General features: G+C 70.0%; 25 protein-coding genes and 1 pseudogene. 14 read left to right on the top strand and 12 right to left on the bottom strand.

Annotated features, from left to right (window positions below; translation table 11 throughout):
- Positions 1-13: 13 nt before the first annotated feature.
- The 3 genes from AC4D12_RS07275 to AC4D12_RS07265 are packed head-to-tail and all read right to left on the bottom strand — an operon-like array spanning position 14 to position 2737.
- Positions 14-994: a COX15/CtaA family protein gene (locus tag AC4D12_RS07275; protein WP_490949227.1), complete on the bottom strand. Its 981-nt coding sequence runs from the start codon at positions 992-994 to the stop codon at positions 14-16.
- 4 nt (positions 995-998) lie between these two features.
- Positions 999-1790, bottom strand: a complete 792-nt coding sequence (locus AC4D12_RS07270; protein WP_490949226.1) for an ABC transporter permease — start codon at positions 1788-1790, stop codon at positions 999-1001.
- Positions 1787-2737 carry an ABC transporter ATP-binding protein gene (locus AC4D12_RS07265; RefSeq protein ID WP_490949225.1) on the bottom strand — a complete coding sequence of 317 codons (951 nt, stop codon included), beginning with the start codon at positions 2735-2737 and terminating at the stop codon, positions 1787-1789. Before AC4D12_RS07265 ends, AC4D12_RS07270 begins: the two co-directional genes overlap by 4 nt.
- 128 nt (positions 2738-2865) lie before the next feature.
- Between AC4D12_RS07265 and AC4D12_RS07260 the strand changes: the two genes are divergently transcribed.
- From AC4D12_RS07260 to AC4D12_RS07235, 6 genes are all read left to right on the top strand, one after another.
- Positions 2866-3726, top strand: coding sequence for a helix-turn-helix transcriptional regulator (locus AC4D12_RS07260; protein ID WP_490949224.1), 861 nt, complete (start codon positions 2866-2868; stop codon positions 3724-3726).
- Positions 3726-5198 (top strand): Fe-S cluster assembly protein SufB, encoded by a 1473-nt coding sequence (gene sufB / locus AC4D12_RS07255; protein ID WP_490949223.1) that lies wholly within the window; start codon positions 3726-3728, stop codon positions 5196-5198. Before AC4D12_RS07260 ends, sufB begins: the two co-directional genes overlap by 1 nt.
- Positions 5199-5200: 2 nt before the next feature.
- Complete coding sequence (gene sufD / locus AC4D12_RS07250; RefSeq protein WP_490949222.1) at positions 5201-6538, top strand: Fe-S cluster assembly protein SufD; 1338 nt, start codon at positions 5201-5203, stop codon at positions 6536-6538.
- A complete protein-coding gene (locus tag AC4D12_RS07245; protein ID WP_490949221.1) occupies positions 6538-6897 on the top strand; it encodes a non-heme iron oxygenase ferredoxin subunit in 360 nt (119 codons plus the stop codon). The genes sufD and AC4D12_RS07245 overlap by 1 nt, the downstream gene beginning before the upstream one ends.
- A gap of 73 nt (positions 6898-6970) precedes the next feature.
- The gene (gene sufC / locus AC4D12_RS07240) at positions 6971-7738 is read left to right on the top strand and encodes a Fe-S cluster assembly ATPase SufC (protein ID WP_490949220.1); all 768 of its coding nucleotides are present in this window, start codon (positions 6971-6973) and stop codon (positions 7736-7738) included.
- Between the two features lie 77 nt (positions 7739-7815).
- Entirely contained in the window at positions 7816-8145 is a 330-nt protein-coding gene (locus AC4D12_RS07235) for a metal-sulfur cluster assembly factor (protein ID WP_490949219.1), read from the top strand.
- Between the two features lie 186 nt (positions 8146-8331).
- Here the strand turns inward: AC4D12_RS07235 and AC4D12_RS07230 are convergent, their stop codons facing one another.
- From AC4D12_RS07230 to AC4D12_RS07220, 3 genes are read right to left on the bottom strand one after another with little or no spacing between them, the layout of a single operon-like run.
- Positions 8332-8964, bottom strand: coding sequence for an energy-coupling factor transporter transmembrane component T family protein (locus AC4D12_RS07230; protein ID WP_490949218.1), 633 nt, complete (start codon positions 8962-8964; stop codon positions 8332-8334).
- A complete protein-coding gene (locus tag AC4D12_RS07225; protein ID WP_490949217.1) occupies positions 8961-9680 on the bottom strand; it encodes an energy-coupling factor ABC transporter ATP-binding protein in 720 nt (239 codons plus the stop codon). Before AC4D12_RS07225 ends, AC4D12_RS07230 begins: the two co-directional genes overlap by 4 nt.
- The gene (locus AC4D12_RS07220; protein ID WP_490949216.1) at positions 9677-10315 is read right to left on the bottom strand and encodes a biotin transporter BioY; all 639 of its coding nucleotides are present in this window, start codon (positions 10313-10315) and stop codon (positions 9677-9679) included. Before AC4D12_RS07220 ends, AC4D12_RS07225 begins: the two co-directional genes overlap by 4 nt.
- Before the next feature lie 181 nt (positions 10316-10496).
- Here AC4D12_RS07220 and AC4D12_RS07215 point away from each other — a divergent pair, with 181 nt between their 5' ends.
- Both AC4D12_RS07215 and AC4D12_RS07210 read left to right on the top strand, forming a co-directional pair.
- Positions 10497-12095 carry an ABC-F family ATP-binding cassette domain-containing protein gene (locus AC4D12_RS07215; protein ID WP_490949215.1) on the top strand — a complete coding sequence of 533 codons (1599 nt, stop codon included), beginning with the start codon at positions 10497-10499 and terminating at the stop codon, positions 12093-12095.
- Positions 12096-12137: 42 nt separating this feature from the next.
- On the top strand, positions 12138-12545 hold the full coding sequence (locus tag AC4D12_RS07210; protein WP_490949214.1) for an MmcQ/YjbR family DNA-binding protein: 408 nt from the start codon (positions 12138-12140) through the stop codon (positions 12543-12545).
- Between the two features lie 10 nt (positions 12546-12555).
- On the opposite strand, the gene AC4D12_RS07205 is transcribed toward AC4D12_RS07210, so the two are convergent.
- From AC4D12_RS07205 to AC4D12_RS07195, 3 genes are read right to left on the bottom strand one after another with little or no spacing between them, the layout of a single operon-like run.
- On the bottom strand, positions 12556-13383 hold the full coding sequence (locus AC4D12_RS07205) for an SURF1 family cytochrome oxidase biogenesis protein (protein ID WP_490949213.1): 828 nt from the start codon (positions 13381-13383) through the stop codon (positions 12556-12558).
- Positions 13384-13737 carry a hypothetical protein gene (locus AC4D12_RS07200; RefSeq protein ID WP_490949212.1) on the bottom strand — a complete coding sequence of 118 codons (354 nt, stop codon included), beginning with the start codon at positions 13735-13737 and terminating at the stop codon, positions 13384-13386.
- A complete protein-coding gene (locus AC4D12_RS07195; protein ID WP_490949211.1) occupies positions 13730-14167 on the bottom strand; it encodes a DUF3099 domain-containing protein in 438 nt (145 codons plus the stop codon). Before AC4D12_RS07195 ends, AC4D12_RS07200 begins: the two co-directional genes overlap by 8 nt.
- Positions 14168-14284: 117 nt before the next feature.
- Here AC4D12_RS07195 and AC4D12_RS07190 point away from each other — a divergent pair, with 117 nt between their 5' ends.
- A complete protein-coding gene (locus tag AC4D12_RS07190; protein ID WP_490949210.1) occupies positions 14285-15016 on the top strand; it encodes a beta-ketoacyl-ACP reductase in 732 nt (243 codons plus the stop codon).
- Between the two features lie 124 nt (positions 15017-15140).
- Positions 15141-15890 carry an SDR family oxidoreductase gene (locus tag AC4D12_RS07185; RefSeq protein WP_490949209.1) on the top strand — a complete coding sequence of 250 codons (750 nt, stop codon included), beginning with the start codon at positions 15141-15143 and terminating at the stop codon, positions 15888-15890.
- Positions 15891-16033: 143 nt separating this feature from the next.
- On the opposite strand, the gene serB is transcribed toward AC4D12_RS07185, so the two are convergent.
- Positions 16034-16924 (bottom strand): phosphoserine phosphatase SerB, encoded by an 891-nt coding sequence (gene serB / locus AC4D12_RS07180; protein ID WP_490949208.1) that lies wholly within the window; start codon positions 16922-16924, stop codon positions 16034-16036.
- A 93-nt stretch (positions 16925-17017) separates the two neighbouring features.
- On the opposite strand from serB, the gene AC4D12_RS07175 reads away from it, so the two are divergent.
- The 4 genes from AC4D12_RS07175 (at position 17018) to lplAB (ending at position 20310) form a co-directional block, all read left to right on the top strand.
- Positions 17018-17803: an ABC transporter ATP-binding protein gene (locus AC4D12_RS07175; RefSeq protein WP_490949207.1), complete on the top strand. Its 786-nt coding sequence runs from the start codon at positions 17018-17020 to the stop codon at positions 17801-17803.
- Between the two features lie 31 nt (positions 17804-17834).
- Positions 17835-18671, top strand: coding sequence for a TrmH family RNA methyltransferase (locus AC4D12_RS07170; protein WP_490949206.1), 837 nt, complete (start codon positions 17835-17837; stop codon positions 18669-18671).
- Between the two features lie 97 nt (positions 18672-18768).
- Positions 18769-19026, top strand: a complete 258-nt coding sequence (locus tag AC4D12_RS07165; protein WP_490949205.1) for a type B 50S ribosomal protein L31 — start codon at positions 18769-18771, stop codon at positions 19024-19026.
- A 207-nt stretch (positions 19027-19233) separates the two neighbouring features.
- Complete coding sequence (gene lplAB, locus AC4D12_RS07160) at positions 19234-20310, top strand: lipoate-protein ligase LplAB (protein WP_490949204.1); 1077 nt, start codon at positions 19234-19236, stop codon at positions 20308-20310.
- A 48-nt stretch (positions 20311-20358) separates the two neighbouring features.
- Here lplAB and AC4D12_RS07155 read toward each other — a convergent pair whose 3' ends face one another.
- Both AC4D12_RS07155 and AC4D12_RS07150 read right to left on the bottom strand, forming a co-directional pair.
- Positions 20359-22041: an ERAP1-like C-terminal domain-containing protein gene (locus AC4D12_RS07155; protein WP_490949203.1), complete on the bottom strand. Its 1683-nt coding sequence runs from the start codon at positions 22039-22041 to the stop codon at positions 20359-20361.
- Between the two features lie 11 nt (positions 22042-22052).
- A pseudogene (locus AC4D12_RS07150) lies at positions 22053-23006 on the bottom strand (M1 family aminopeptidase); the annotation flags it as partial.
- Positions 23007-23039 lie beyond the last annotated feature (33 nt).

Genomic DNA, 23039 nt, shown 5'->3' with positions numbered 1-23039 from the left:
TCACCCCCGCGGATCAGTGCGTCGCGTCGACCGATCGGCGCACGACGGCGGCGGGCTGGGTGCCGGGCAGCGTCCGCCGCGTGGTGCCCGTGTACTGGGCGTGTACGGCTGCCGCCATGAGCAGCGAGGCGCCGAGCATGTGCAGGGCCACGAGAGCCACCGGCAGGTGCAGGAAGTGCTGCGTGTAGCCGATGGCGCCCTGGACGAGCACGACGGCGACGAGCAGCGTGAGGGCCTTGCGGAGCTTGTGGTGGACCTGTGAGCGGTAGGCGAGGACGAGCGCGACGGCGACGACGGCGACCAGCAGGTACACGGGCAGTGCGTGCACGCGCGTCATCAGGGCCGGGTCCAGTCCGTTGCGTGCCGCACCGTGATCGCCCGCGTGCGGACCGGAGCCGGTCACGATCACGCCGAGCACGACGGCGATCGACGTGAGGACCGTCAAGGCCGTGAGGAGTGCGCGCAGGCGTGGCGGCGCGGCCGCGAGGCGTGGGGACGTGTACTGGGCGTGCGAGAGCCGGGCGCGGTTCACGAGGACCGTGGCGAGCGCCACGAGCACCATCGACACGATGAAGTGCAGACCCACCACCCACGGGTTGAGGTCGGTCCACACGGTGATGCCGCCGATCACGGCCTGGACTGGGATCCCCAGGAACAGCGCGATCGACAGGCGGAACAGGTCCTTCCGCTCACGGCGCATGCCCAGCACCGACATGATCATCGCCACGGCGATGATCACCAGGACGAAGGTCAGCAGCCGGTTGCCGAACTCGATGACGCCGTGGAAGCCCATCTCCGGCGTCGTCACGATCGAGTCCGCCGTGCACCGCGGCCACTCGGGGCAGCCGAGACCCGAGGCCGTGAGCCGCACGGCACCTCCGGTGACCACGATGGCGATCTGCGACACCAGCGAGGCGATGGCCAGTCGCCGGACCAGCGGGGAGGTGGTCCGGGGGAGCCGGTCGGTGAGGACGGAGAGCGGTGTACCTGTCATGTGATCAGCTCCAAGAGAACCAGCGGATGGCCGCCAGACTGGCGAGGGTTGCCCAGACGAACAGCACCAGGCAGGAGAGGGGATCGAGCACGCCCTCGGCGAGAGCGTTCCGCAGCCCGTCGCCGAGCGCGGAGGACGGCAGGACGGAGACGAACGGGGCCACGGCGGAGGGCAGGCCCGACGCCGGGATGATCACCCCGCCGGCCGCGGCCAGCAGGATCCACACGAGGTTGGTCACCGCCAGCGTTGCTTCCGGGCGGAGTGTCCCGGCCACCAGCAGGCCGAGCGCGGTGAACGCCGCCGACCCGAGGAGGAGCAGCAGCACCGCGGCCAGGATGCCCTCGGGTCGCGGCGTCCAGCCCAGCAGCACGGCGGCCCCGCCGATCACCACGAGCTGGACGGCCAGGACGGCGACGACCGCCACCGCCTTGCCGAGGATCAGGCCAGACCGCCCCAGCGGCGTGGTCGAGAGGTAGCGCAGGACGCCGTAGCGGCGGTCGAAGCCCGTGGCGATGCCCTGACCCGTGAAGGCCGTGGACATGGTGCACAGGGCGAGGACGCCGGGCGCCGCGATGTCGATGCGGCTCGGGCCGTAGGCGTCGAGCAGGGGAGTGAGCACCAGGGCGGTGAGCGCGAGCAGCGGGAGCACGATCGCCAGGACGAGCTGCTCGCCGTTCCGGAGCATGGCCATGGCTTCGTACCCGCCGTGGCGGAGGACCCGCACGGGGAGCGAGGCCGCCCGAGCGGAGGTCGTCATCCCGCGTCCGATCGGTGACGCGGTGGCTTCGGAGGTCATCGGATGCTCCGTCCCGAGATGTCGAGGAAGACGTCCTCGAGCGAACGCGGCGTCATGGAGAGGGCCGTCGGCATGACCCCGCAGGCGTCCCACCACATCGCCAGCCGGGCGACATCCGCGGCGGTCAGGGCGCCGCGCAGGACGTACTGCCCGGGTTCGGTCTCGCGCTGCAGCAGGTGCGGCAGGAGGTCGTCGGGGAGGGTCAGCCCGGGCATCGTCTCGAACCGGAGTTCCCGGCTGCCGTCGGCGTCGGTCTCGGCCGTCAGCTCCGCGACCGTCCCCTCGGCCACGGTCCGGCCGCCCTCGATGATGTAGACGTAGTCCGCCAGGCGCTGTGCGTCGTCGAGCAGGTGGGTGGTCAGGATGACGGCGAGCCCGTCCGCGCGCAGCTCCCTGATGAGGTCGAACACGATGGTGCGCGACTGCGGGTCGAGCCCTGCGCTGGGTTCGTCGAGGAACACGACCTCGGGCCTGCCGACGAGGGCGCAGGCGAGCGCGAGCCGCTGCTTCTGACCGCCGGAGAGTCTGCGGATGGACACCGGGCCGAAGTCGACGAGCCCGAGCCGCTCCGCGAGGGCGTCGACCGGGAGGGGATCCACGTACATGGAGGCCACGTGGCGGAGCAGGGACATCGGCTTGACCGACGGTGGGAGCCCACCCTCCTGCAGCATGACGCCCACCCGGGCGCGGAGGTCGGGGGTCGCCTTCGACGGATCGGCGCCGAGCAGGCGCACCGTGCCGCCGTCGGCGCGCTGCAGTCCCTGCGCGCACTCGAGGGTCGTCGTCTTCCCCGCACCGTTGGCGCCCAGCAGGACGGTCACGGAGCCGTGCCGGGCCGTCAGGTGCACGCCGTCGAGCACGCGGACCATGCGACCCTCGAGGGCGCCGACGGGCCCGAAGTCCTTGATGAGGCCGTCGATCTCGAGGGCGGGGGCGGTGGTCGGCACCCTCGTATTCTACGTCAGGTAGTAGGCGCGTTCAGGGCTCGGATGGCAAGCCTCGCCTAAGTGGTGGAGAGGAATACATTAGGTCATGATCGTGTTGTGTATTTTGGCGACGACGGGAGGGACGGACCATGACCACTGTGTCTCCCCGTGCTCTTCCCGAGGACGTCCGCAACGCGCAGATCGTCTCCCCCGACCCCGATGAGCGGACCCGGGACCGCGTCCTGTCGGCCGTGCTCGAGCAGGGCCCCGTCAGTGCCGCGGAGCTCGGCGACAGCCTGGGATTCACTCCCGCCGCCATGCGCCGTCACCTCGATGCCCTGTCCCAGGAGGGGCTGATCGAGGTCAAGCGTGCCCGCAGCTCGGCCACCGGCGCCGGCCGCCCCGCCCGCCGGTACGTCCTCAGCCAGCGCGGCCAGACGAGCATGGGCACCGACTACCTCGGGATCGCCGTCGCCGCGCTCTCGGAACTCGGCGCCTCCGCGGGGCACGCCGCCATCGAGGACTTCGCGCGGAGCCGCTTCTCCGGGATGGAGGAGCGCTACCGCCCCGTCATCGACGCCGCCGGGCCCGATCTTGAAGCGCGCGCCCATGCCCTCGCCGGAGCCCTTACACGTGACGGTTTCGTCGGATCGACGAAGACCGTCGGGCTGCCGCAGCCGCGCGGTCGTGTGGGGTCCTCCACGCGGCCGGTGATGCTCAGCGTGCAGCTCTGCCAGGGCCACTGCCCCATCCAGGGGCTGGCCGCGGCGTTCCCCGCGTTCTGCGAGCAGGAGACGGACATGTTCGCCCGGCTCCTCGACGTCGACGTACGCCGGCTCTCCACCCTCGCCGGTGGCGGGCACGTGTGCACCACCCACATACCCCTGGGGCGGACGACGACGGTGCCCAGCTCGGGCGCCGTCGCCGGCACCGACGTGACCCCCGGCCCTCCGGCCGCGGAACCGCGCACCCCGGACGAAGAGTTCATCCATCAGCAAGGAAGGCCGTGATGACGGATCAAGTAGACCGCAAGGCAGTTGCGTCGACAGTGCCGGAGTCGGTGATCAACGACATCCTGGAGAAGAACCCCGAGCTCGAGGGCATCGGTACCTACCAGTACGGCTGGGCCGATAAGAACGAGGCGAGCGACAACGCGCGCCGCGGCCTGAGCGAGGAGGTCGTCCGCGACATCTCCGCCAAGAAGAACGAGCCCCAGTGGATGCTCGATCTGCGCCTCAAGGGCCTGAAGTACTTCGACCGCAAGCCGATGCCGGCATGGGGTGCCGATCTCTCCGGGATCGACTTCGACAACATCAAGTACTTCGTGCGCTCCACGGAGAAGCAGGCCAACACGTGGGAGGACCTCCCCGAGGACATCCGAAACACGTACGAGAAGCTCGGCATCCCCGAGGCCGAGCGTGCCCGCCTCGTCTCCGGTGTGGCCGCGCAGTACGAGTCCGAGGTGGTCTACCACCAGCTCCGCGAGGACCTCGAGCGCCAGGGCGTCATCTTCCTCGACACCGACACCGCGCTGCGTGAGCACCCGGAGCTCTTCAAGGAGTACTTCGGCACCATCATCCCGGTCGGCGACAACAAGTTCGCGTCGCTGAACACCGCGGTGTGGTCGGGTGGTTCGTTCGTCTACGTCCCCAAGGGCGTCCACGTCGAGATCCCCCTGCAGGCCTACTTCCGCATCAACACGGAGAACATGGGCCAGTTCGAGCGCACGCTGATCATCGCGGACGAGGACTCGTACGTGCACTACATCGAGGGCTGCACCGCCCCGATCTACACCTCCGACTCGCTGCACTCGGCCGTCGTGGAGATCGTCGTGAAGAAGGGCGCCCGCGTCCGATACACGACCATCCAGAACTGGTCGAACAACGTGTACAACCTGGTGACCAAGCGCGCCATCGCACACGAGGGCGCCACCATGGAGTGGATCGACGGCAACATCGGGTCGAAGGTCACCATGAAGTACCCCGCCGTCTACCTGGTCGGCGAGCACGCCAAGGGTGAGACGCTCTCGATCGCCTTCGCCGGCGAGGGCCAGCACCAGGACACCGGGTCGAAGATGGTGCACATCGCCCCGAACACGAAGTCCTCGATCATCTCGAAGTCCGTGGCTCGCGGTGGTGGCCGTGCCGCCTACCGCGGTCTGGTCCAGGTCCGCGAGGGTGCCAAGCACTCCGCCAACACGGTGCGCTGTGACGCGCTGCTCGTGGACACCATCTCGCGCTCGGACACGTACCCCTACGTGGACATCCGGGAGGACGACGTCACCATGGGCCACGAGGCCACGGTGTCCCGCGTCAGCGAGGAGCAGCTGTTCTACCTGATGTCCCGTGGACTCCCCGAGGACGAGGCCATGGCCATGATCGTGCGCGGCTTCATCGAGCCGATCGCGCGTGAACTGCCCATGGAGTACGCCCTCGAGCTGAACCGGCTCATCGAACTGCAGATGGAAGGGGCCGTGGGCTAGGAATGGCTGACACCACCCAGATCTCACCGAACACCGCTCCCGAGGACGAGGTCACCGACCTCGGCGCCCTCGACGAGAAGGCCCGGCTCGGCGCACCCGCAGGTGCCGTCTCGTCCTCGGCCGCCATCGACGGCTTCTCCGAGGAGGGCGAGACGCTCTCCACGAAGAACGTCGGCTCGGAGCAGCACGGCGTCAAGAAGCACAGCCACGGCAATGCGCCCGTGGTGCCGGAGGCGTCGCGGGGCGAGCGGAAGCGCTCGTTCGAGCTCGTGGACTTCCCGACCCTGACCGGGCTCGAGGAGGACTGGCGGTTCACCCCGCTCACGCGTCTCCGCGGGCTGCACACCGGCGATCTCACGGGCGCTGTCCCGACGATCGAGGTCACCGGTGCGGGCAACGTCACGGTCGAGACCGTGGGTCGCGACGATCCCCGCCTCGGCTCGTCCGCCACCCCGGAGGACCGCGTCGCCGCAGCCGCCTGGAACGCGTTCACGGACGCCACCGTGATCACCATCCCGAAGGAGACCGTGGCCGACGGCGAGGTGATGGTCGCCGTGACCGGTTCGTCGAAGGACGCCGCGGCCCAGCACCTGGTCATCGAGGCGAAGGCCTTCTCGAAGGCCGTCGTGGTCCTCGACCACCACGGGTCCGTCACGCTCGCCCAGAACGTCGAGATCATCGTGGGCGACGGCGCGGAGTTGACGGTCGTCAGCGTCCAGGAATGGGACGACGACGCCGTGCACGTCTCCTCGCAGCAGGCCAAGGTGGGCCGCGACGCCCGCTACAAGCACGTCGTCGTCAGCCTCGGCGGAGACCTCGTGCGGCTCACGCCGTCGTCGATCTTCACCGCCCCCGGCGCCGAGGTCGAGATGTACGGCCTGTACTTCGCGGACGCCGGCCAGCACCTGGAGCAGCGACTCCTGGTGGATCACGCCGTGCCGAACTGCACGTCCCGTGTGACCTACAAGGGTGCGCTGCAGGGCAAGGACGCCCACACCGTCTGGGTGGGCGACGTCCTGATCCGCAAGGCCGCCGAGGGTACGGACACCTACGAGACGAACCGCAACCTGATCCTCACGGACGGCGCGCGCTCGGACTCGGTGCCCAACCTCGAGATCGAGACGGGCCTCATCGAGGGCGCCGGGCACGCGAGTGCCACGGGCCGCTTCGACGACGAGCACCTGTTCTACCTCATGGCACGCGGCATCCCCGAGAAGGCGGCCCGCCGTCTCGTGGTGCGTGGCTTCCTGAACGAGGTCATCCAGCAGATCAAGGTACCCGCGCTCGAGGAGCGGCTCTCCGAGTCGGTCGAGCGCGAACTCGCGGCGGGCAACCTCTGATGGCCGACGCACCCCGCGGCGAGCTGATCTGCAGCGTCGACGACATCCAGGTGAAGCAGGCGCTCCGCGTCCTCATCGACGACTACCCCGTCGCGGTCGTCCGCGATTCCGACGGCGAGATCCACGCGCTGGGGGACACCTGCTCCCACGCCGACATCTCGCTCTCGGAGGGCGACGTCGAGGGGTGCGCCATCGAGTGCTGGGGACACGGCTCGCAGTTCGACCTGCGCAGCGGAGCCCCCCTGCAACTCCCCGCCTACGAGCCCGTGCCCGTGTTCGCGCTCGAGGTCCACGAGGGCAACGTCTACGTGGACGTCAGCACGGTCACGAACGGCGCGCCCGCGCCGCAGCTCGGCTGACGCCGGCTCCCGCACCCCCACTCACCCCACTCTTCCTGCACTCTTCCTGCACAGCAGGCGAAGGAGAACCACGATGTCCACACTCGAAATCAAGGACCTGCACGTCAGCATCGACACCGAGCAGGGCACCGTCCCCATCCTCAAGGGCGTCACGCTGACCATCAACACCGGCGAGACGCACGCGATCATGGGCCCCAACGGCTCGGGCAAGTCGACCCTCGCGTCGACGATCGCGGGCCACCCCCGCTACAGGGTCGACAGCGGCTCGATCACGCTCGACGGCGAGGACGTCTTGTCCATGAGCGTCGACGAGCGCGCGCGTGCCGGGCTCTTCCTCGCGATGCAGTACCCCGTCGAGGTGCCCGGCGTGACCATGACGAACTTCCTCCGCACGGCGAAGACCGCGCTCGACGGCGAGGCCCCGAGCCTCCGTCACTGGACGAAGGACGTCAAGACGGCCATGGCGCAGCTGCGCATCGACGCCGACTTCGCACAGCGCAACGTCAACGAGGGCTTCTCCGGTGGCGAGAAGAAGCGTGTCGAGATCCTCCAGCTCGAGCTGTTCCGTCCGAAGTTCGCCATCCTCGACGAGACCGACTCCGGTCTCGACGTCGACGCCCTGAAGGTCGTCTCCGAGGGCGTCAACCGTGAGCACTCCCGCGGCGAGATGGGCACGCTGCTCATCACGCACTACACGCGGATCCTCCGCTACATCAAGCCCGACCACGTCCATGTGTTCGTCGCCGGACGCATCGCCGAGCAGGGCGGCCCGGAACTCGCCGACCAGCTCGAGGCCGAGGGCTACGATCGGTTCACCACCAAGGCACCGGTCGAGGCGTAGTCCCGCTCCGACCCCGGGCGGCCCGCCGCCCGACAGCCATTGAAGTTCTCTGACGGTTCTCTGGAAGGAAGCGTGCGATGAGTGAGGTACAGCAGGCGCAGACCGCGCTGGGCGACATCGAAGAAGCGCTGAGGGACGTGATCGATCCCGAGCTCGGCGTGAACATCGTCGATCTCGGGCTCCTCTACGGCCTGAACTACGCCGACGACGGCGCCCTCCTGATCGACATGACGCTCACCACGGCGGCATGCCCCCTGACCGACGTGCTCGAGGAGCAGGTGGGTCAGGCGCTGGACGGTGTCGTCGACGAGTGGCGGCTCAACTGGGTGTGGATGCCGCCGTGGGGTCCCGAGAAGATCACCGAGGACGGCCGCGACCAGATGCGGGCACTCGGCTTCAACATCTGATCGACACCAGGTGTCCGGTCAGCACACGGACCGTCGGCATCTGACGGGTCCGGTGAGGGCAGGAGGGAGGGCGGTTCCGACCACGGTCGGTGCCGCCCTCCCGGCGTTTCCGGCATTGTCGCCGTACCGGCCGCCCGGCGGACTCCACGCCTGCAATCAGCGTCTTTCGTCAGTCGTCGCCTCCCGTCAGGCGTCGTCCTCGGAGTCGCCGATCCCTCGCGCGGCCAGGGCTTCCCCGGTCCGGTGCGCATACGCCACGGCGCCCAGCACCACGGGAGTGACGACGACACGGGGCTGGCGCTCGAGCCCGCGCGCACGGGCGGCGTCCCGGACGTCGACCACCAGGCCCGCAAGGTACGGGATGCTCCGGAGCATGATGGACAGGGCGAGCGCGAACCGCTCCGGATCCGCTCCGAGCCGCCGGAACGGGCCGGCGAGCCGCACGACGCCGTCGAGCAGGTCCTGCAGCGGGGTGGTGAGCGTCAGCGCGCGGGCCGCGAGGAGGCAGACGACGATGCTCCCCGTCACGACGAACGCCTGAGCCCAGTCGCGCGCGAACCCCTGGTAGGCGGCGAGCAGCACGAGCACGGGCACGGCGGGCAGCAGCATCCTCAGGAGGCGGTCCGGTGTCACGCGGGCGCCCACCACGAGGGCCCCGACGACCACCACGAGCGCCACGGCGGTCGCGCCCGGCTCGCGTACCGCGATGACGGTCGTGGACACCATCAGGGCCGCCAGGGCCTTCGGGCCGAGGGGCACACGGTAGAGGAGGCCACGGCCCGGCCGGTACAGCCCGAGCGTGCTGCCGTACCCCCTCATGACCCGCCCCGGCCGGTGTCCGGCACGTCGCTCGTCCCCGCGGCCAGGGCGCGGTACCGGGCGACGGCCTCCCGTGGGGCGCCGTCGAACACGATCCGGCCGGCGTCGACGACGAGGGTCCTGTCGCTCTCCAGGGCGGCGTCGAGGTCGTGGGTGGCGATGATCACCTGCTGGTCGAGGCCGGCGAGCAGCGCCCGCATGCGGAGGTCGTTGCGCAGATCGAGCAGGGTGGTGGGCTCGTCCGCCACGAGGATCCGCGGTCCCACGGCGAGGACGGCCGCGAGTGCCAGGATCTGGCGTTCCCCTCCGGAGAGGTCGTAGACGCTGCGGTCGGCGAGATGCAGGATGCCGAAGCGATCGAGGACCTCCTCGGCGCGGGAACGGATCACCGCGCGGGACAGCCCGCGGCCCCGGAGGGAGAGCTCGACGTCCTCACGCCCGGTCGGCATGACCAGCTGGGACAGGGGATCGGTCAAGACGAAGCCCACCGAGCGACGCACGGCCCGGCCCGCTCGGACCGTGTCGTGGCCCAGGACCGTGACCGAGCCGCTCGTCGGGCGGACCAGGCCGTTGACGAGCCGGAGGAGCGTCGACTTCCCGGATCCGTTGGCGCCGATGACGGAGACGCGCCGCTCGGCGAGGTGCAGCGACACCGGTGCCAGAATCACCCGGGACCCGTCGTCGGACCGCACCTCCGCGGCCTCGAACCCGATCACGTGGTGCGGGCGCCCACCCGGTGAGCGAGGAGCCGGGGGAACGCGCGGTGCACCGAGACGGCGACAACCGCTGCCAAGGCATTCTTGATCGCGTCGCCGGGCAGGTACGCGGAGTCGACGACGACCGCCTCCGGCAGGGTGAGACCTGCGTTGATCATCAGGCCGGCGATCCCGAGCGGGTGGATGGTGAGCAGGCTCGCGGCGAGGCACCCGAGGAACAGGAGGAGCCACCGGAAGCGCGTGGCGCGGCGAAGCACGACGGCTGCCAGCGCCCCCGCGATCGCAGCAGCCAACGGGAAGGCGAGGAGGTACCCCGCGGAGGGCGCGGCCAAAACGCCGAAGCCTCCGCTGAAGCCGCTGAACACCGGCAGGCCGGCGAGTCCGGCCGCGAGGTACAGGAGCACGGCGGCCACTCCACGCGCGGGGCCGAGCACTGCGCCGGCCAGCATCACGCCGAGGGTCTGCAGGGTGATGGGCACGCCGAGCGGGCCCACCGGGATACCGGGTAGGATTGCCAAGGCGGCGATGAGGGCGGCGAAGACCGCGATGAGGGAGAGATCGGTGGTGTCCCACCGTTTCGCCCGGGACCTCCGACGATCAGCGGCGACCTCGCGGGTCGATTCGACTGGTTGCACGGCACACGCTCCTGAAGCGGGCCGGAGGTGCACCGGCTGCTCCGGTGATCTGTCCACTTCCTCCAGCTGTCCTGCTTCTCCACCGAGACTAGCGCCGGGTCTACCGGGAACCTTTGTGGGTTTCCTACAATCAAGTCACTCTTCACAGCCGCGTACCGGCACCATCGAAAGGCCCCTGATCGTGATCAGCGTAGCGAACCTGGAACTGCGAGCCGGCGCCCGCCTGCTCATGGACGAGGTGTCCTTCCGCGTGGACCGGGGCGACAAGATCGGCCTCGTGGGCCGCAACGGCGCGGGCAAGACCACCCTCACGAAGGTGCTCGCGGGGGAGTCGCTGCCCGCCGGCGGCACCGTGACCCGCTCCGGCGAGATCGGGTACCTCCCCCAGGACCCCCGTACCCCGAACATGGAGCAGTTGGCACGGGACCGGATCCTCTCCGCACGCAACCTCGACGAGGTGGTGGCCGAGCTGCGCCTGGCGCAGGAGGACATGGCGAGCGAGAAGACCTCCGTCCGCAACAAGGCCATGGCGCGCTACGACCGCATCGAGTCGGCGTTCCTCGCGGGCGGCGGGTACGCGGCCGAGGCGGAGGCGGCGTCCATCTCCTCGAACCTCTCGCTGCCCGAGCGCATTCTCAACCAGCCGCTCAAGACCCTCTCCGGCGGTCAGCGCCGGCGCGTGGAGCTGGCCCGCATCCTCTTCTCCGGGGCCGAGACGATGCTCCTCGACGAGCCCACCAACCACCTCGACGCGGACTCCATCACCTGGCTGCGCGACTTCCTCAAGAACCACCAGGGCGGGTTGATCGTGATCAGCCACGACGTCGAACTCCTCGAGGCCACCGTGAACAAGGTGTTCCAGCTCGACGCCAATCGCGGGACGATCGACATCTACAACATGGGCTGGAAGCGCTACCAGCTCCAGCGCGAGACGGACGAGCGGGCCCGCAAGCGCGAGCGCGCCAATGCGGAGAAGAAGGCGCAGGTCCTCATGGACCAGGCCAACAAGATGCGGGCGAAGGCATCCAAGGCCGTGGCCGCCCAGAACATGGCCAAGCGTGCCGAGCGCCTGCTGGGCGGGCTCGACGCCGTGCGCACGTCCGACCGCGTGGCGGCACTGCGCTTCCCCGAACCGTCGCCGTGCGGCAAGACCCCCATGACGGCCGAGGGCCTCAGCAAGTCCTACGGCTCGCTCGAGATCTTCACCGACGTGGACCTGGCGATCGACCGCGGCTCGAAGGTGGTGATCCTCGGGCTCAACGGCGCGGGGAAGACCACCCTGCTGCGCATGCTCGCCGGGGTGGACAAGCCCGACACCGGCCAGGTCATCGCCGGCCACGGCCTGAAGGTCGGCTACTACGCGCAGGAGCACGAGACCCTCGACACGCAGCGGACCGTCCTCGAGAACATGAAGTCCTCGGCGCCGGACATGCAGGACGCCGAGGTGCGCGGCATCCTGGGCTCCTTCCTGTTCTCCGGCGACGACGTCGACAAGCCCGCGGGTGTGCTCTCCGGCGGTGAGAAGACCCGGCTCGCCCTGGCCACGATCGTCGCGTCCTCGGCGAACGTGCTGCTGCTCGACGAGCCCACCAACAACCTCGATCCCGCCAGCCGTGCCGAGATCCTCGGAGCACTGAAGAACTACAGCGGCGCCGTGGTCATGGTGAGCCACGACGAGGGAGCGGTCGACGCGCTCGACCCCGAACGCGTGGTGCTGCTGCCGGACGGCGTCGAGGACCTCTGGAACCAGGACTACCTGGAACTCGTCACCCTGGCGTAGCGGACCGTCGCGTGACCCGGCTGTCCGTCATAGGGTGGCCGGGTGATCTTCGACCGGTTCCGCGACCTCTGCCTGCGGTTCCCCGGCGCCTACGAGGACTACCCGTTCGGCCCGGAGTTGGCGGTGTTCCGCGTCGCCGTGGAGCCGGGTTCGAGCTCGGGTTCGGGCTCGGGCGGGAAGATCTTCGCCTTCCTCGGCGTGGATGCGGATCCTCCGAGCATCTCGCTGAAGTGCGAGCCCGCCCTCGCGATCCAGTTGCGTGCCGCCCATCCCGAGATCACCGGCGCGTGGCACCTCAACAAGAAGCACTGGAGCGGGGTGCGGCTCGACGGCGACCTCGACGAGGCAACGGTCCGCGACCTCATCGAGGACTCCTACGATCTCGTGGTCGCATCGCTTCCCCGGGCACGGCGTGATGCCCTCGGGTGGTCCAGGGACGGGGCCTCCTGACGGGGGAGGGTCAGCGCATCCCCTGGGAGTCGAGGATGGTGTCCTCCTCCTCCTCCGCGGTGGGCCGACGGCGCTTACGGGCGGTACTCGGCTGCGCAGTCCCGGCGAGTTCCGCGTCCGCACGCTTCTGGGCCCGTGCCGCGTACCCGAGACCGATGAAGGCCAGGACCCCGAACGCGAACCACTGCAGCGAGTAGGACAGGTGGGGCCCCTCGTCGATCGACGGTTTCGGCGGCGCCTGGGGTGTGGCCTCCGCAGCGGGCCGTTCGAGCGCCAGCAGTCCGTAGGCGGCGTCCTGGAGCGGGTAGTCGAGCCGTTCGGAGAGGGCCGTGAGGTCGATGGAGGCCACCTGCCCCTCCGGCGCACCGCGGGTGACGGCGGGTTCGCCGGGCTTCATGCGCGCGGTCACCTCCACGCGCCCCTGGGGCGGTGCAGGGACGGCGTCCGGCCGTCCGGCCTCGATGTTGCCGATCGGCAGCCAGCCGCGGTCGATGACGACGGCGGTGCCGTCGTCGAGCCGGAGGGGCGTGAGCACCTCGTAGCCCGGCTGGCCGTTGAGCGGCCGGTTGCGCACGATCACCTGGTTGTCGACGTCGTACGTGCCCATGAAGGTGATCGGACGCCACTCCCGGGAGGGGTCGAAGGAATCGAAGCCGTTCTGGCCGGGCACGTAGCGCTCGGGGGAGGCGTCGTAGTTGGCCTCGATGCGTTGGATGTCCTGGACGACGGCCTCGCGGCGATCGAGTTGCCAACGCCCGAGCGCGACGCAGCCCGCGGCGATCACGAGGACCATCGCGAGCCAGCCGAACCAGCGCGCCGAGAAGAGGAACCGGTACACCTAGCGGCTCTCCGCGCCACGAGCGGGCGTGTCGAGCGCCGTCGAGGTGAGGGGACGCGTCTCCTTCCAGAGGCCGCGATCACCGAGGTAGGCCTCGAACCAGCCGACGTGTTCGCTGCAGGAGCTCCAGACCTTCCGCCGCTCCGGGGTGTGGATGCGCGGGTTGTTCCACAGCAGGTGCCACGCGGCGTCGTTCCTGCAGCCCTTCCGTGAGCAGAGCGGCGGCTCTCCCGGGGCGTTGGCCGACGGAGCCACGCCGAACAGGCTCGTGCCCGCGGAACCAGCGCGGGAGAGGGACCCGCCGAGTGCGGAACCCGCGGCAGTCGCGGCGGACGGGGACGGACTGTCAGGCATCGGCGCCCGAACCGGAACGCCCGGAGGCGTGTGCACCGTGCTGGGCTTCGGGTCGCGGCCGTGGCGCACTGTCGTCGATGATCTCGCCGCTGAGGACCTCGTCGCCGTCGTCCGGCTCGGCGTCCACGACCTTCGCCTCGATCTCGCGGACCGGTGCCCGGTCGATGAGGGCGTCGCTGTGCCGGATGTTGCTCGTGTCGCTCCCGCCGTTGGCCACGACCACGGCGAAGTAGGGCAGGAACACCGCTCCGGCGATCATCACCCAGGACAACCAGCCGTAGGGCACCACGAAGATGAGGATGAAGCAGACCAGGCGAATGCTCATCGAGACCGTGTAGCGGATCATGCGGGCTCGCATCTCGTCGCTGTGCGCTTCGCGGGCGTCGGAGATGCTGTGGACGTCTGTGTTGTGCTTCGTTTGCTTACTCATCACACTCCAAAGAGACTCCTTCAAGTATCCCACTCCGGCTTCCGTTCCCGAAGTCGAGTGATGCGCCGCTAGGATCGTCGGGACAGTTTGACGCCACCCAGAAGAAGGAGCTATCCCTTGGCAACCGAGCCAGAATCCACGACGAGCCGGCGGAGCGTCCTCATCACCGGCGGCAACCGGGGAATCGGACTCGCCATCGCCAAGGCATTCGTAGCCGAAGGCCACAAGGTTGCCATCACCTACCGAAGCGGTGAGGTTCCGGAGGGCATGCTCGGGGTGAAGGCGGACGTCACCAGCGAGGAGCAGCTCGACGCCGCGTTCACGCTGGTCGAAGCGGAGCACGGTCCGGTGGAGGTGCTCGTCGCCAACGCCGGTATCACGCGCGACACCCTGCTGATGCGCATGACGGAGAGCGATTTCACCGACGTCATCGACACCAACCTGACGGGCGCGTTCCGCGTGGTGAAGCGCGCCTCACGCGGCATGATCCGCTCGCGCTTCGGCCGTGTGATCCTCGTCTCGAGCGTCACGGGTCTCTACGGTGCGCCCGGCCAGATCAACTACTCCGCGTCCAAGGCGGGGCTCGTGGGGATCGCCCGCTCGCTGACCCGCGAGCTCGGCTCGCGAGGCATCACCGCGAATGTCGTGGCGCCCGGCTTCATCGACACCGACATGACCGCGGAGCTGCCCGAGGACACGCGGAAGAGCTATCTCGCCACCATCCCCGCGGGCCGCTTCGCGAGCCCGGAGGAAGTGGCCGGGGTGGTGACCTGGCTGGCCGGGGACGCCGCGGCGTACATCTCGGGTGCCGTCATCCCGGTCGACGGCGGACTCGGCATGGGTCACTGACGCGCACCGGAAGCGTCCCAACCACCAGAACAGCCACCAGAGCAGCCGGCAGAGCAGCCGGTGATCGTCCGGAGCCGTCCGCAGCACCCCGTCCTACAGCGGCTCACCCATCAGAAGGAGCATCATGACCACTCTCGAGGGCACCACCGCCATCGTCACCGGTTCGTCCCGCGGCATCGGCGCCGACGTCGCGCAGCAGCTCGCGGCGGCGGGCGCCGCCGTCGTCGTCAACTACCGCCAGAAGGCGCCGCGCGCCACGAAGGTGGTCTCGGCCATCGAGGCCGCCGGCGGACGGGCCGTAGCGGTCGGCGCGGACCTGACCACGCCGGAGGGGCCCGCCGCACTCGTCGACGCCGCCGTGTCGAACTTCGGTGGTCTGAATCTGCTGGTGCTCAACGCGTCCGGCGGGATGGAGACGTCCATGGGCGAGGACTACGCGCTGCGCCTCAACCGCGACGCGCAGGTCGCGATGCTGGCAGCCGCTGCCGACGTGATGCCGTCCGGTTCACGCGTCGTGTTCATCACGAGCCATCAGGCGCACTTCATCGAGAAGGTGGAGACGATGGACGCGTACGAGCCGGTGGCCCGCAGCAAGCGCGCGGGCGAGGACGCCCTCCGCGCACTCATCCCCGCCCTGGACGCCAAGGGGATCACGCTCGTCGTCGTCTCGGGCGACATGATCGAGGGGACGGTCACCGCCACCCTCCTGGACCGCGCGACCCCCGGCGCCATCGAGGCACGCCGTCAGGAAGCCGGACGCCTCTACTCGGTCAGCGAGTTCGCCACGGAGATCGTCCGCATGGTCACCGCCGACGTGCCCAGCGGGCACACGGAGTACGTCGGAGGGGCCGAGGACTTCCTCGCGAAGAGCTGACGCGAGCCGCGCGGTCCGGATGAGACCGATGTGGACCAGACCGGCATGTGTCGGCCTGCGAGGCTCGGCGGCCGGGATCCGGCCGCCGCTCGGTGGCATCCAGCGAGTGTCGGAGGCCGGTGGGCGTCGAAGCCCGGTAGGTGTCAGAGTCCCGCGAGATGGCGGACGACGTCGAGGTCAGGCAGATCGAGCGCGGCATCCGCGACGTCCCGCAGCGCGGGTTTGGCGTTGAAGGCGACGCCGAGGCCCGCCGCCCGGATCATGTCGAGGTCGTTGGCGCCGTCGCCCACCGCCACGACCGCCTCCAGTGGCACGCCGTACTGCTCGGCTTCCGCGCGGAGCACGCGGGCCTTCTCCGCGCGGTCGACGATCGGTCCGGTCACGCGTCCGGTGAGGACGCCCCGCTCGATCTCCAGCTCGTTGGCCCGCGCGAAGTCGAGCCCGAGGCGCGCGGCGAGGGGCGCCAGGACCTGCGTGAAGCCGCCCGAGACCACCCCCACCCTGTGTCCGCCGGCATGGAAGGCCCGGATCAGCTGCTCGGCGCCATCGCTCAGAATCAGCCGTTCCACCACCTCGTCGATGACGGTGACCGGGAGCCCTGCGAGTGCGCGGACACGCTGGTGCAGTGACTGCGCGAAGTCGAGCTCGCCCCGCATGGCCGCCTCCGTGACCGCCGCGACCTCGGCCTCGCGGCCCGCATGGGCCGCGAGCAGTTCGATGACCTCCTGGCGGATCAGCGTGGAGTCGACGTCCATGATCAGCATCCTGGGGCCGGGGGAGTACACGGCGGCGGGCACGAACGCGGCTCCGACGCCGTCGGCCGCCGACCACGTCCGCAGGGCCTCGCGGACCCGGGGCACAGCGGAATCGGCCGGAAGGACCACGTCGAGGGTGAGCACCGCATACGCGGCGGCCCCGGACGCACCAGTGGCCGTGACGTCGACACCCGCGTTCCGGAGCGTCGCGGCGAGTTCCTCGCCGACGGCATCGCCGATCACGGGCGCGTACGCCACCACACGGGCCTGGACCGGCATGGCACACTCCTGTCCGCGCCGTCACCGGCACCGTCTTCCGCGGAGGCCTCCGGTTTCGCCACGGGGCCGATCCTTAGCCTAGTGTCTAGGACCATGAGCGACGTTCTGGAACTGGCGGGAGTCAGCCTCGTGAGGGGTGGCAAGACCATCCTCGAGGGCATCGACTGGCAGGTCGGCGAGGGCGAGCGCTGGGTGGTCATGGGCCCCAACGGAGCCGGCAAGACCACCCTGCTCCAGCTCGCTGGAGCCCGCCTGCACCCCACCACCGGCGTCGTCGGGATCCTCGACGAGGTCATGGGCGCGGTGGACGTCTTCGAGCTCAGGCCCCGGATCGGGCTCGCGTCCGCCGCGCTGGCAGCCCAGGTCCCCGAGCACGAGACCGTGCTGAACGTCGTGGTCACGGCCGCCTACGGGGTGACCGGGCGGTGGCGGGAGCAGTACGAGCGCCTCGACGAGCGCCGCGCGTTCCGCCTGCTCGACACGTGGGGCATGTCCCGCTTCATGAACCGGCCGTTCGGCTCCCTGAGCGAGGGCGAGCGCAAGCGCGTGCAGATCGCCCGCGCCCTCATGGCCGATCCCGAACTCCTCCTGCTCGACGAACCCGCGGCCGGGTTGGACCTCGCGGGCCGCGAGGACCTGGTGCGCCGGCTGACGGATCTGGCACACGACGGGACCGCGCCCGCCATGGTGCTCGTGACGCACCACCTCGAGGAGGTGCCTCCCGGCTTCACCCACGCGCTCCTGCTGCGCGACGGCGTGGTGGTCTCCGCCGGTCCGATCGCCGGGGTGCTCACCGAGGAGAACCTCGGTGCCGCCTTCGGGCTGGACCTGCGCGTCACCGTCGAGGCCGGCCGGTACAGCGCGGTCGCGAAGGCCTGACGGCCCCGCCCTGATCGATCCGGCCCCACCCATGCCCCTCATCGACGTCGGCACGCCCGACGACCCGCGGCTGTCGGACTACCGCGATCTCACGGACGTGCAGCTCCGCCTCGTCCGGGAGCCCGCCGAGGGCCTCTACATCGCGGAGAGTTCCAAGGTGCTGCGCCGGGCCATCGACGCCGGTCACGTGCCGCGGTCCTTCCTGCTGGCGCCCAAGTGGCTCCCCGAGCTCGGCGACGTGCTGGAGCGGTTCCCCGCAATCCCGGCGTTCGTGGCGTCCGAGCCCACACTCGAGGCCCTCACCGGGTTCCACCTGCACAGGGGAGCCATGGCCGCGATGCACCGGCCCGGACCCCTGCCGCTCGAGCAGGTGCTCTCGGGGGCCCGCCGTATCGCCGTCGTCGAGGACATGGTGGACCATACGAACCTCGGAGCACTCTTCCGGTCAGCCGCCGCCCTCGGCGTGGACGCCGTCCTGGTCAGTCCCCGCAGCGCCGACCCGCTCTACCGCCGGGCCGTGCGCGTGAGCATGGGATCGGTGTTCCAGGTGCCGTGGGTGAGGCTCACCTCCTGGCCGGCGGACCTCGCCGCGGTCCGCGACGCCGGGTTCGTGCTCGCCGCGCTGGCACTGACGCCCGACGCCGTCCCGCTCGACGACCTCTCCGCGAGGATGCCGGAACGCCTCGCTCTCCTGCTCGGCACGGAGGGGAACGGACTGTCCGCCGCCGCGCTCGACGCCGCCGACCTCGCCGTCGTCATCCCCATGAGCCCCGACGTCGACTCGCTCAACGTGGCGGCTGCCGCGGCCGTCGCGTTCTGGGAGTGCCGCCGACGGGGCGACGGAGCCGGCGGCGCTCCCTCCCTTTAGCCTCACGTTCCCCGCTGCGCTAGTATGGACAGCTGGCGCTGACGCCGAGCCCACACCCGTGCCTGGCAAAATCCAGGCAACCAGAGAAGGTAGTCCCGTGAAGTCTGATATCCACCCCAAGTACCAGTCCGTCGTGTTCCGCGACCTGGCCTCCGACAAGGCGTTCCTGACCCGCTCCACGGTCGGCTCCGCCAAGACCATCGAGTGGGAGGACGGCAACACCTACCCCCTCATCGAGGTCGAGATCTCCTCGGAGTCCCACCCGTTCTACACCGGCAAGCAGCGCATCATGGACTCCGCCGGTCGCGTCGAGCGCTTCAACGCCCGCTTCAAGGGCTTCGGCGCCAAGAAGTAGCACCAGCTCCCCGAGAGCCGAGGACCAACGGCGACCACGCCACGAAGTCCACGAGGAAGAGCCACGCCGGTCCGGCGTGGCTCTTCCTGTCTCCGACGGGGAACAATCGTGGATCGGCTCCGGACCGCCGCGCACGGAGGACCGGCGCACGGCACCTTGAAAGACCAGCACGCGGAGCCCGCCCAGGGGGCGGGGGAGGAGAGCACCATGACCACGGCACCTGACGGCGAGCGGTACCACGGCGAGTTCAAGACCCCGGGCGGCAAGCTCACCGCCGTCGATCTCACGGTCCGGGCGGGGCGCCTGGCCGACGTCTCGGTGAACGGCGACTTCTTCCTGGAGCCGGACGAGGCACTCCTGGACATCAACGCGGCCCTCGAGGGTCTCCCCGCGGACACGCCCCCCGGCGCTCTGGCGGCGGCGGTCACGGACCGACTGGACCGCTCCGCCGTCCTGTTCGGGTTCTCCGCCGCCGCCGTGGCGACCGCGGTCCGCAGGGCACTCGGCCGCGCCTCCGGCTTCGCCGACCACCAGTGGGAGATCATCCCGCCCACCCCGCTCTCCTCGGCGATGCACGTGGCGCTCGACGAGGTCCTCACGCAGGACGTCGGGAGCGGTGCGCGGAACCCCACCCTCCGGTTCTGGGAGTGGCAGTCCCCGTCCGTGGTGATCGGGAGCTTCCAGTCGATGCGGAACGAGGTGGACCCCGAGGGCGTGGAGCGCCACGGTGTCACGGTGGTCCGGCGGATCAGCGGGGGTGGCGCCATGTTCATGGAGCACGGGAACGCCATCACCTACTCCCTCTACGTGCCGCAGTCGCTCGTGGACGGCCTCAGCTTCGCGGAGTCCTACCCCTTCCTCGACGCCTGGGTCATGGAGGCACTCGAGAAGCTGGGGATCACCGCCTGGTACCAGCCGCTCAACGACATCGCCACGGACGTCGGCAAGATCGGTGGCGCTGCCCAGAAACGGCTGGCCAACGGCGGCATGCTGCACCACGTGACCATGAGCTACGACATCGACGCCGACAAGATGCTCGCGGTCCTGCGCATCGGCAAGGAGAAGATGTCCGACAAGGGGACCAGGAGCGCCAAGAAGCGCGTGGACCCGCTCCGACGCCAGACCGGCCGCACGCGCGAGGAGATCATCGGCGTCATGACCGAGACGTTCCGGCAGCGCTACGGCGCCGTGGACTCCGTGATCACCGAGGACGAGCTGCGCCGTGCGGAGGACCTGGTGGAGCGCAAGTTCAGCACCGACGCCTGGCTCCACCGGGTTCCCTGACGGCTCGCCCGACCGGCGGAGTGGCCGCGGTCCGGCGAGTCACGACCGTCAGCGCAAATCTGCGGCCTGGGCCCTGAGTGACCTGAGCAGGTGGTCACGTTCCTCGATCACGATCCTGCGCAGTGCAGCCGGCGCGTCCGTGTTGTCCTCGAGCCAGGTGTCCGTGCGGACGACGGTCCGGTGGTGCGCGGGGTTCGGCGTGGCTGCGGCGTCGGCGCAGTCCACGGCGTCGTCCGCCGGCTCGTCGGCGAGGTCCTGGTGTCCCGGGTACAGTCCGCGGACGATCCTGCTCGCCATCTCGATGCCGCGGGTCTCCCAGACCTCGCGGAGCATGTCGAAGTAGGGCTCCTCGTACGCCCCGATGAGGTCCTGGGGGCCCAGCATGAATCCCTCGATCGCCGCGCTGAGGAGATCGTTGGAGAGCCGGTCGCCGTGGACCGCCTCCTCCCACGTCGCCTTCTTGATCGCCGCGTCCGGGATGGCCGCCGATGCCAGGGCGAACCCCACCCGGCCGCTCGCCGTCGCGTCCGCGGACCGCTCGGCCTCGAGCTCACGCGGCAGGACGCGCTGCTGAGCTGCGAGCCCCTGCAGGAGCAGCCAGCGCAGATCGGCGTCGAGTGCGAGCCCGTCGAACCGCTCCTCGCCGTCGAGAACCGCCCGGGCCAGCTCCGCTGCGCGCAGCGAACTCCTCGCCGTGCGCGCGAGCGCCCGCGCCCAGGCGAGCTGCAGGTCCGAACCGGCCTCGGCGCCACGGAGGCCGTCCACCAGGACATCCGTGGTCCTGTCGCGCAGCGCAGGTCGCTGGGCGGCGGGGGCGAAGTACTCGACGGCGGTGCCGAGGTTCGCGAGGAGGACCTGCAGCACGCCGACGCCCGTCTCGGCGGGAGCGGCGAGCACGACGGCGTCGAGGTACGAGGAAACGGGCAGGCGCGCGTCCCGCGTGCTCGACCAGAGGGCCGTCAGGCACGTCGCCCTGGCCAGGGGGTCCTGCAGCCTGTCGATGGAGCCGAGCAGTGTCGCGAGCGAGCGCTCGTCGAAGACCAGCCGGGCGTAGGTGAGGTCGTCGTCGTTCACGAGCAGCAGGTCCGGCTGCGCCACACCGACGAGCGTCGGGACCTCCGTCCGTGCACCCGTGATGGTGACGGGTTCGGAGCGGGTCCGCACGAGTGCGCCGTGGTCGTCGAACGAGTAGAGACCGAGACGCACGCGGTGCGGGCGCGGCTCGTCGACCCCGGTCACAGGATCGAGGGCGTCCTGCACCAGCGTCAGGCGTATGTACCGACCGTCGTCGCCCGTGACGGAGTCCACCCCGAGGGACGGGACGCCGGAGGTCTGCAGCCAGGAGCGCGACCATCCCGCGAGGTCCTGTCCGGTGGACACGGTGAGCACGTCGAGCAGATCGGCCAGCGTCGTGTTCCCGTACTCGTGCTTGCGGAAGTACTGCCGTGCGGCGTCGGTGAACGCCTCCCGGCCCACGAACGCGACCAACTGCTTGAGCACCGAGGCGCCCTTCGCGTAGGTGATGCCGTCGAAGTTCTGCTTCGCGGCCTCGAGGTCGGGGATGTCGGCGACGATCGGGTGCGTCGTCGGGAGCTGGTCCTGGACGTAGGCCCAGGATTTCCGCCGGTTCGCGAAGCTGACCCAGGACGTCGTCCACCGGGTGGCTTCCGCCACGGCGAGGCGCCCATGTAGTCGGCGAACGACTCCTTGAGCCAGAGGTCGTCCCACCATCGCATGGTCACGAGGTCCCCGAACCACATGTGCGCCATCTCGTGCATGATCGTGTTCGCGCGGGCCTCGCGCTGCGCCTCCGTGGCGGCGGAGCGGAACACGTAGTTCTCCGTGAACGTCACGAGCCCCGGGTTCTCCATGGCGCCGAGGTTGTACTCGGGAACGAACGCCTGGTCGTACTTCCCGAAAGGGTAGGGGTAGTCGAAGAGCTCGTGGAAGAAGTCCAGGCCGCGCTTCGTGGTGTCGAAGATCTCCGGAGCATCGAAGCTGGGTGCGAGCGATCGGCGGCAGTAAAGGGCGAGGGGTACTTCGAGTCCGGCGGCCGCCCCCGAGGTACCGCTCCAGGTGTCCGTCTCACGGTGGTACGGCCCGGCGAGCACGGTGGTGATGTAGGTGGAGATGCGACGGGTGGGCTCGAAGGACCAGCGCCTGGTCCCGTCCGGGAGGACGACGACGTCCTGCTCGGCGCCGTTGGACGCCACGGTCCAGGCGTCGGGCGCCGTGACGGTCATGGCGAAGGACGCCTTGAGGTCGGGCTGCTCGACGTTCGCGAAGACCCGGCGCGCATCGGCGGGCTCGTACTGCGTGTACAGGTAGGTCTCCCCGTCCGCCGGGTCCACGAAGCGGTGAAGGCCCTCACCGCTGGTGCTGTAGTAGGCCTCGGCGGTGACCGTGACGGTGTTGTGCGCGGCGAGGTCGTGGAGCAGGATGCGTGCACCGTCCCGCACCGCCTCCAGGTCGAGGGCCCTCCCGTTGAGCTGGACGGCCTCGACGTCACCGATGAAGTCGAGGAACGTCGAGGCGCCGGGCTGACGGCACGTGAACTCGATGGTGGTGGTACTCGTGTAGGTCCGGCGCGCGGTGTCCGCCGCCCCTGAGACGTCGAGGTGGATGGCGTAGGTCTCGGTGGTGAGGAGGGCGGAACGGGCCGCCGCCTCGTCCCGGCGCAGGTTCTCGTTCTCCATCCGGTCATTCAATCACGCACCCTCCGGCCCGTG

Source organism: Arthrobacter sp. TJ-266, from assembly GCF_058269115.1.
The sequence above is the reverse complement of the archived record's forward strand: the minus strand, read 5'-3'. Positions and strand labels throughout refer to the sequence as shown.

Coding starts and splice junctions, on each gene's coding strand:
- AC4D12_RS07275 (WP_490949227.1), bottom strand. CDS start 994: ATGACAGGTACACCGCTCTCCGTCCTCACCGACCGGCTCCCCCGGACC.
- AC4D12_RS07270 (WP_490949226.1), bottom strand. CDS start 1,790: ATGACCTCCGAAGCCACCGCGTCACCGATCGGACGCGGGATGACGACC.
- AC4D12_RS07260 (WP_490949224.1), top strand. CDS start 2,866: ATGACCACTGTGTCTCCCCGTGCTCTTCCCGAGGACGTCCGCAACGCG.
- sufB (WP_490949223.1), top strand. CDS start 3,726: ATGACGGATCAAGTAGACCGCAAGGCAGTTGCGTCGACAGTGCCGGAG.
- sufD (WP_490949222.1), top strand. CDS start 5,201: ATGGCTGACACCACCCAGATCTCACCGAACACCGCTCCCGAGGACGAG.
- AC4D12_RS07245 (WP_490949221.1), top strand. CDS start 6,538: ATGGCCGACGCACCCCGCGGCGAGCTGATCTGCAGCGTCGACGACATC.
- sufC (WP_490949220.1), top strand. CDS start 6,971: ATGTCCACACTCGAAATCAAGGACCTGCACGTCAGCATCGACACCGAG.
- AC4D12_RS07235 (WP_490949219.1), top strand. CDS start 7,816: ATGAGTGAGGTACAGCAGGCGCAGACCGCGCTGGGCGACATCGAAGAA.
- AC4D12_RS07230 (WP_490949218.1), bottom strand. CDS start 8,964: ATGAGGGGGTACGGCAGCACGCTCGGGCTGTACCGGCCGGGCCGTGGC.
- AC4D12_RS07200 (WP_490949212.1), bottom strand. CDS start 13,737: ATGCCTGACAGTCCGTCCCCGTCCGCCGCGACTGCCGCGGGTTCCGCA.
- AC4D12_RS07195 (WP_490949211.1), bottom strand. CDS start 14,167: ATGAGTAAGCAAACGAAGCACAACACAGACGTCCACAGCATCTCCGAC.
- AC4D12_RS07185 (WP_490949209.1), top strand. CDS start 15,141: ATGACCACTCTCGAGGGCACCACCGCCATCGTCACCGGTTCGTCCCGC.
- serB (WP_490949208.1), bottom strand. CDS start 16,924: ATGCCGGTCCAGGCCCGTGTGGTGGCGTACGCGCCCGTGATCGGCGAT.
- AC4D12_RS07175 (WP_490949207.1), top strand. CDS start 17,018: ATGAGCGACGTTCTGGAACTGGCGGGAGTCAGCCTCGTGAGGGGTGGC.
- AC4D12_RS07170 (WP_490949206.1), top strand. CDS start 17,835: ATGCCCCTCATCGACGTCGGCACGCCCGACGACCCGCGGCTGTCGGAC.
- lplAB (WP_490949204.1), top strand. CDS start 19,234: ATGACCACGGCACCTGACGGCGAGCGGTACCACGGCGAGTTCAAGACC.
- AC4D12_RS07155 (WP_490949203.1), bottom strand. CDS start 22,041: ATGGTGGGACGACCTCTGGCTCAAGGAGTCGTTCGCCGACTACATGGG.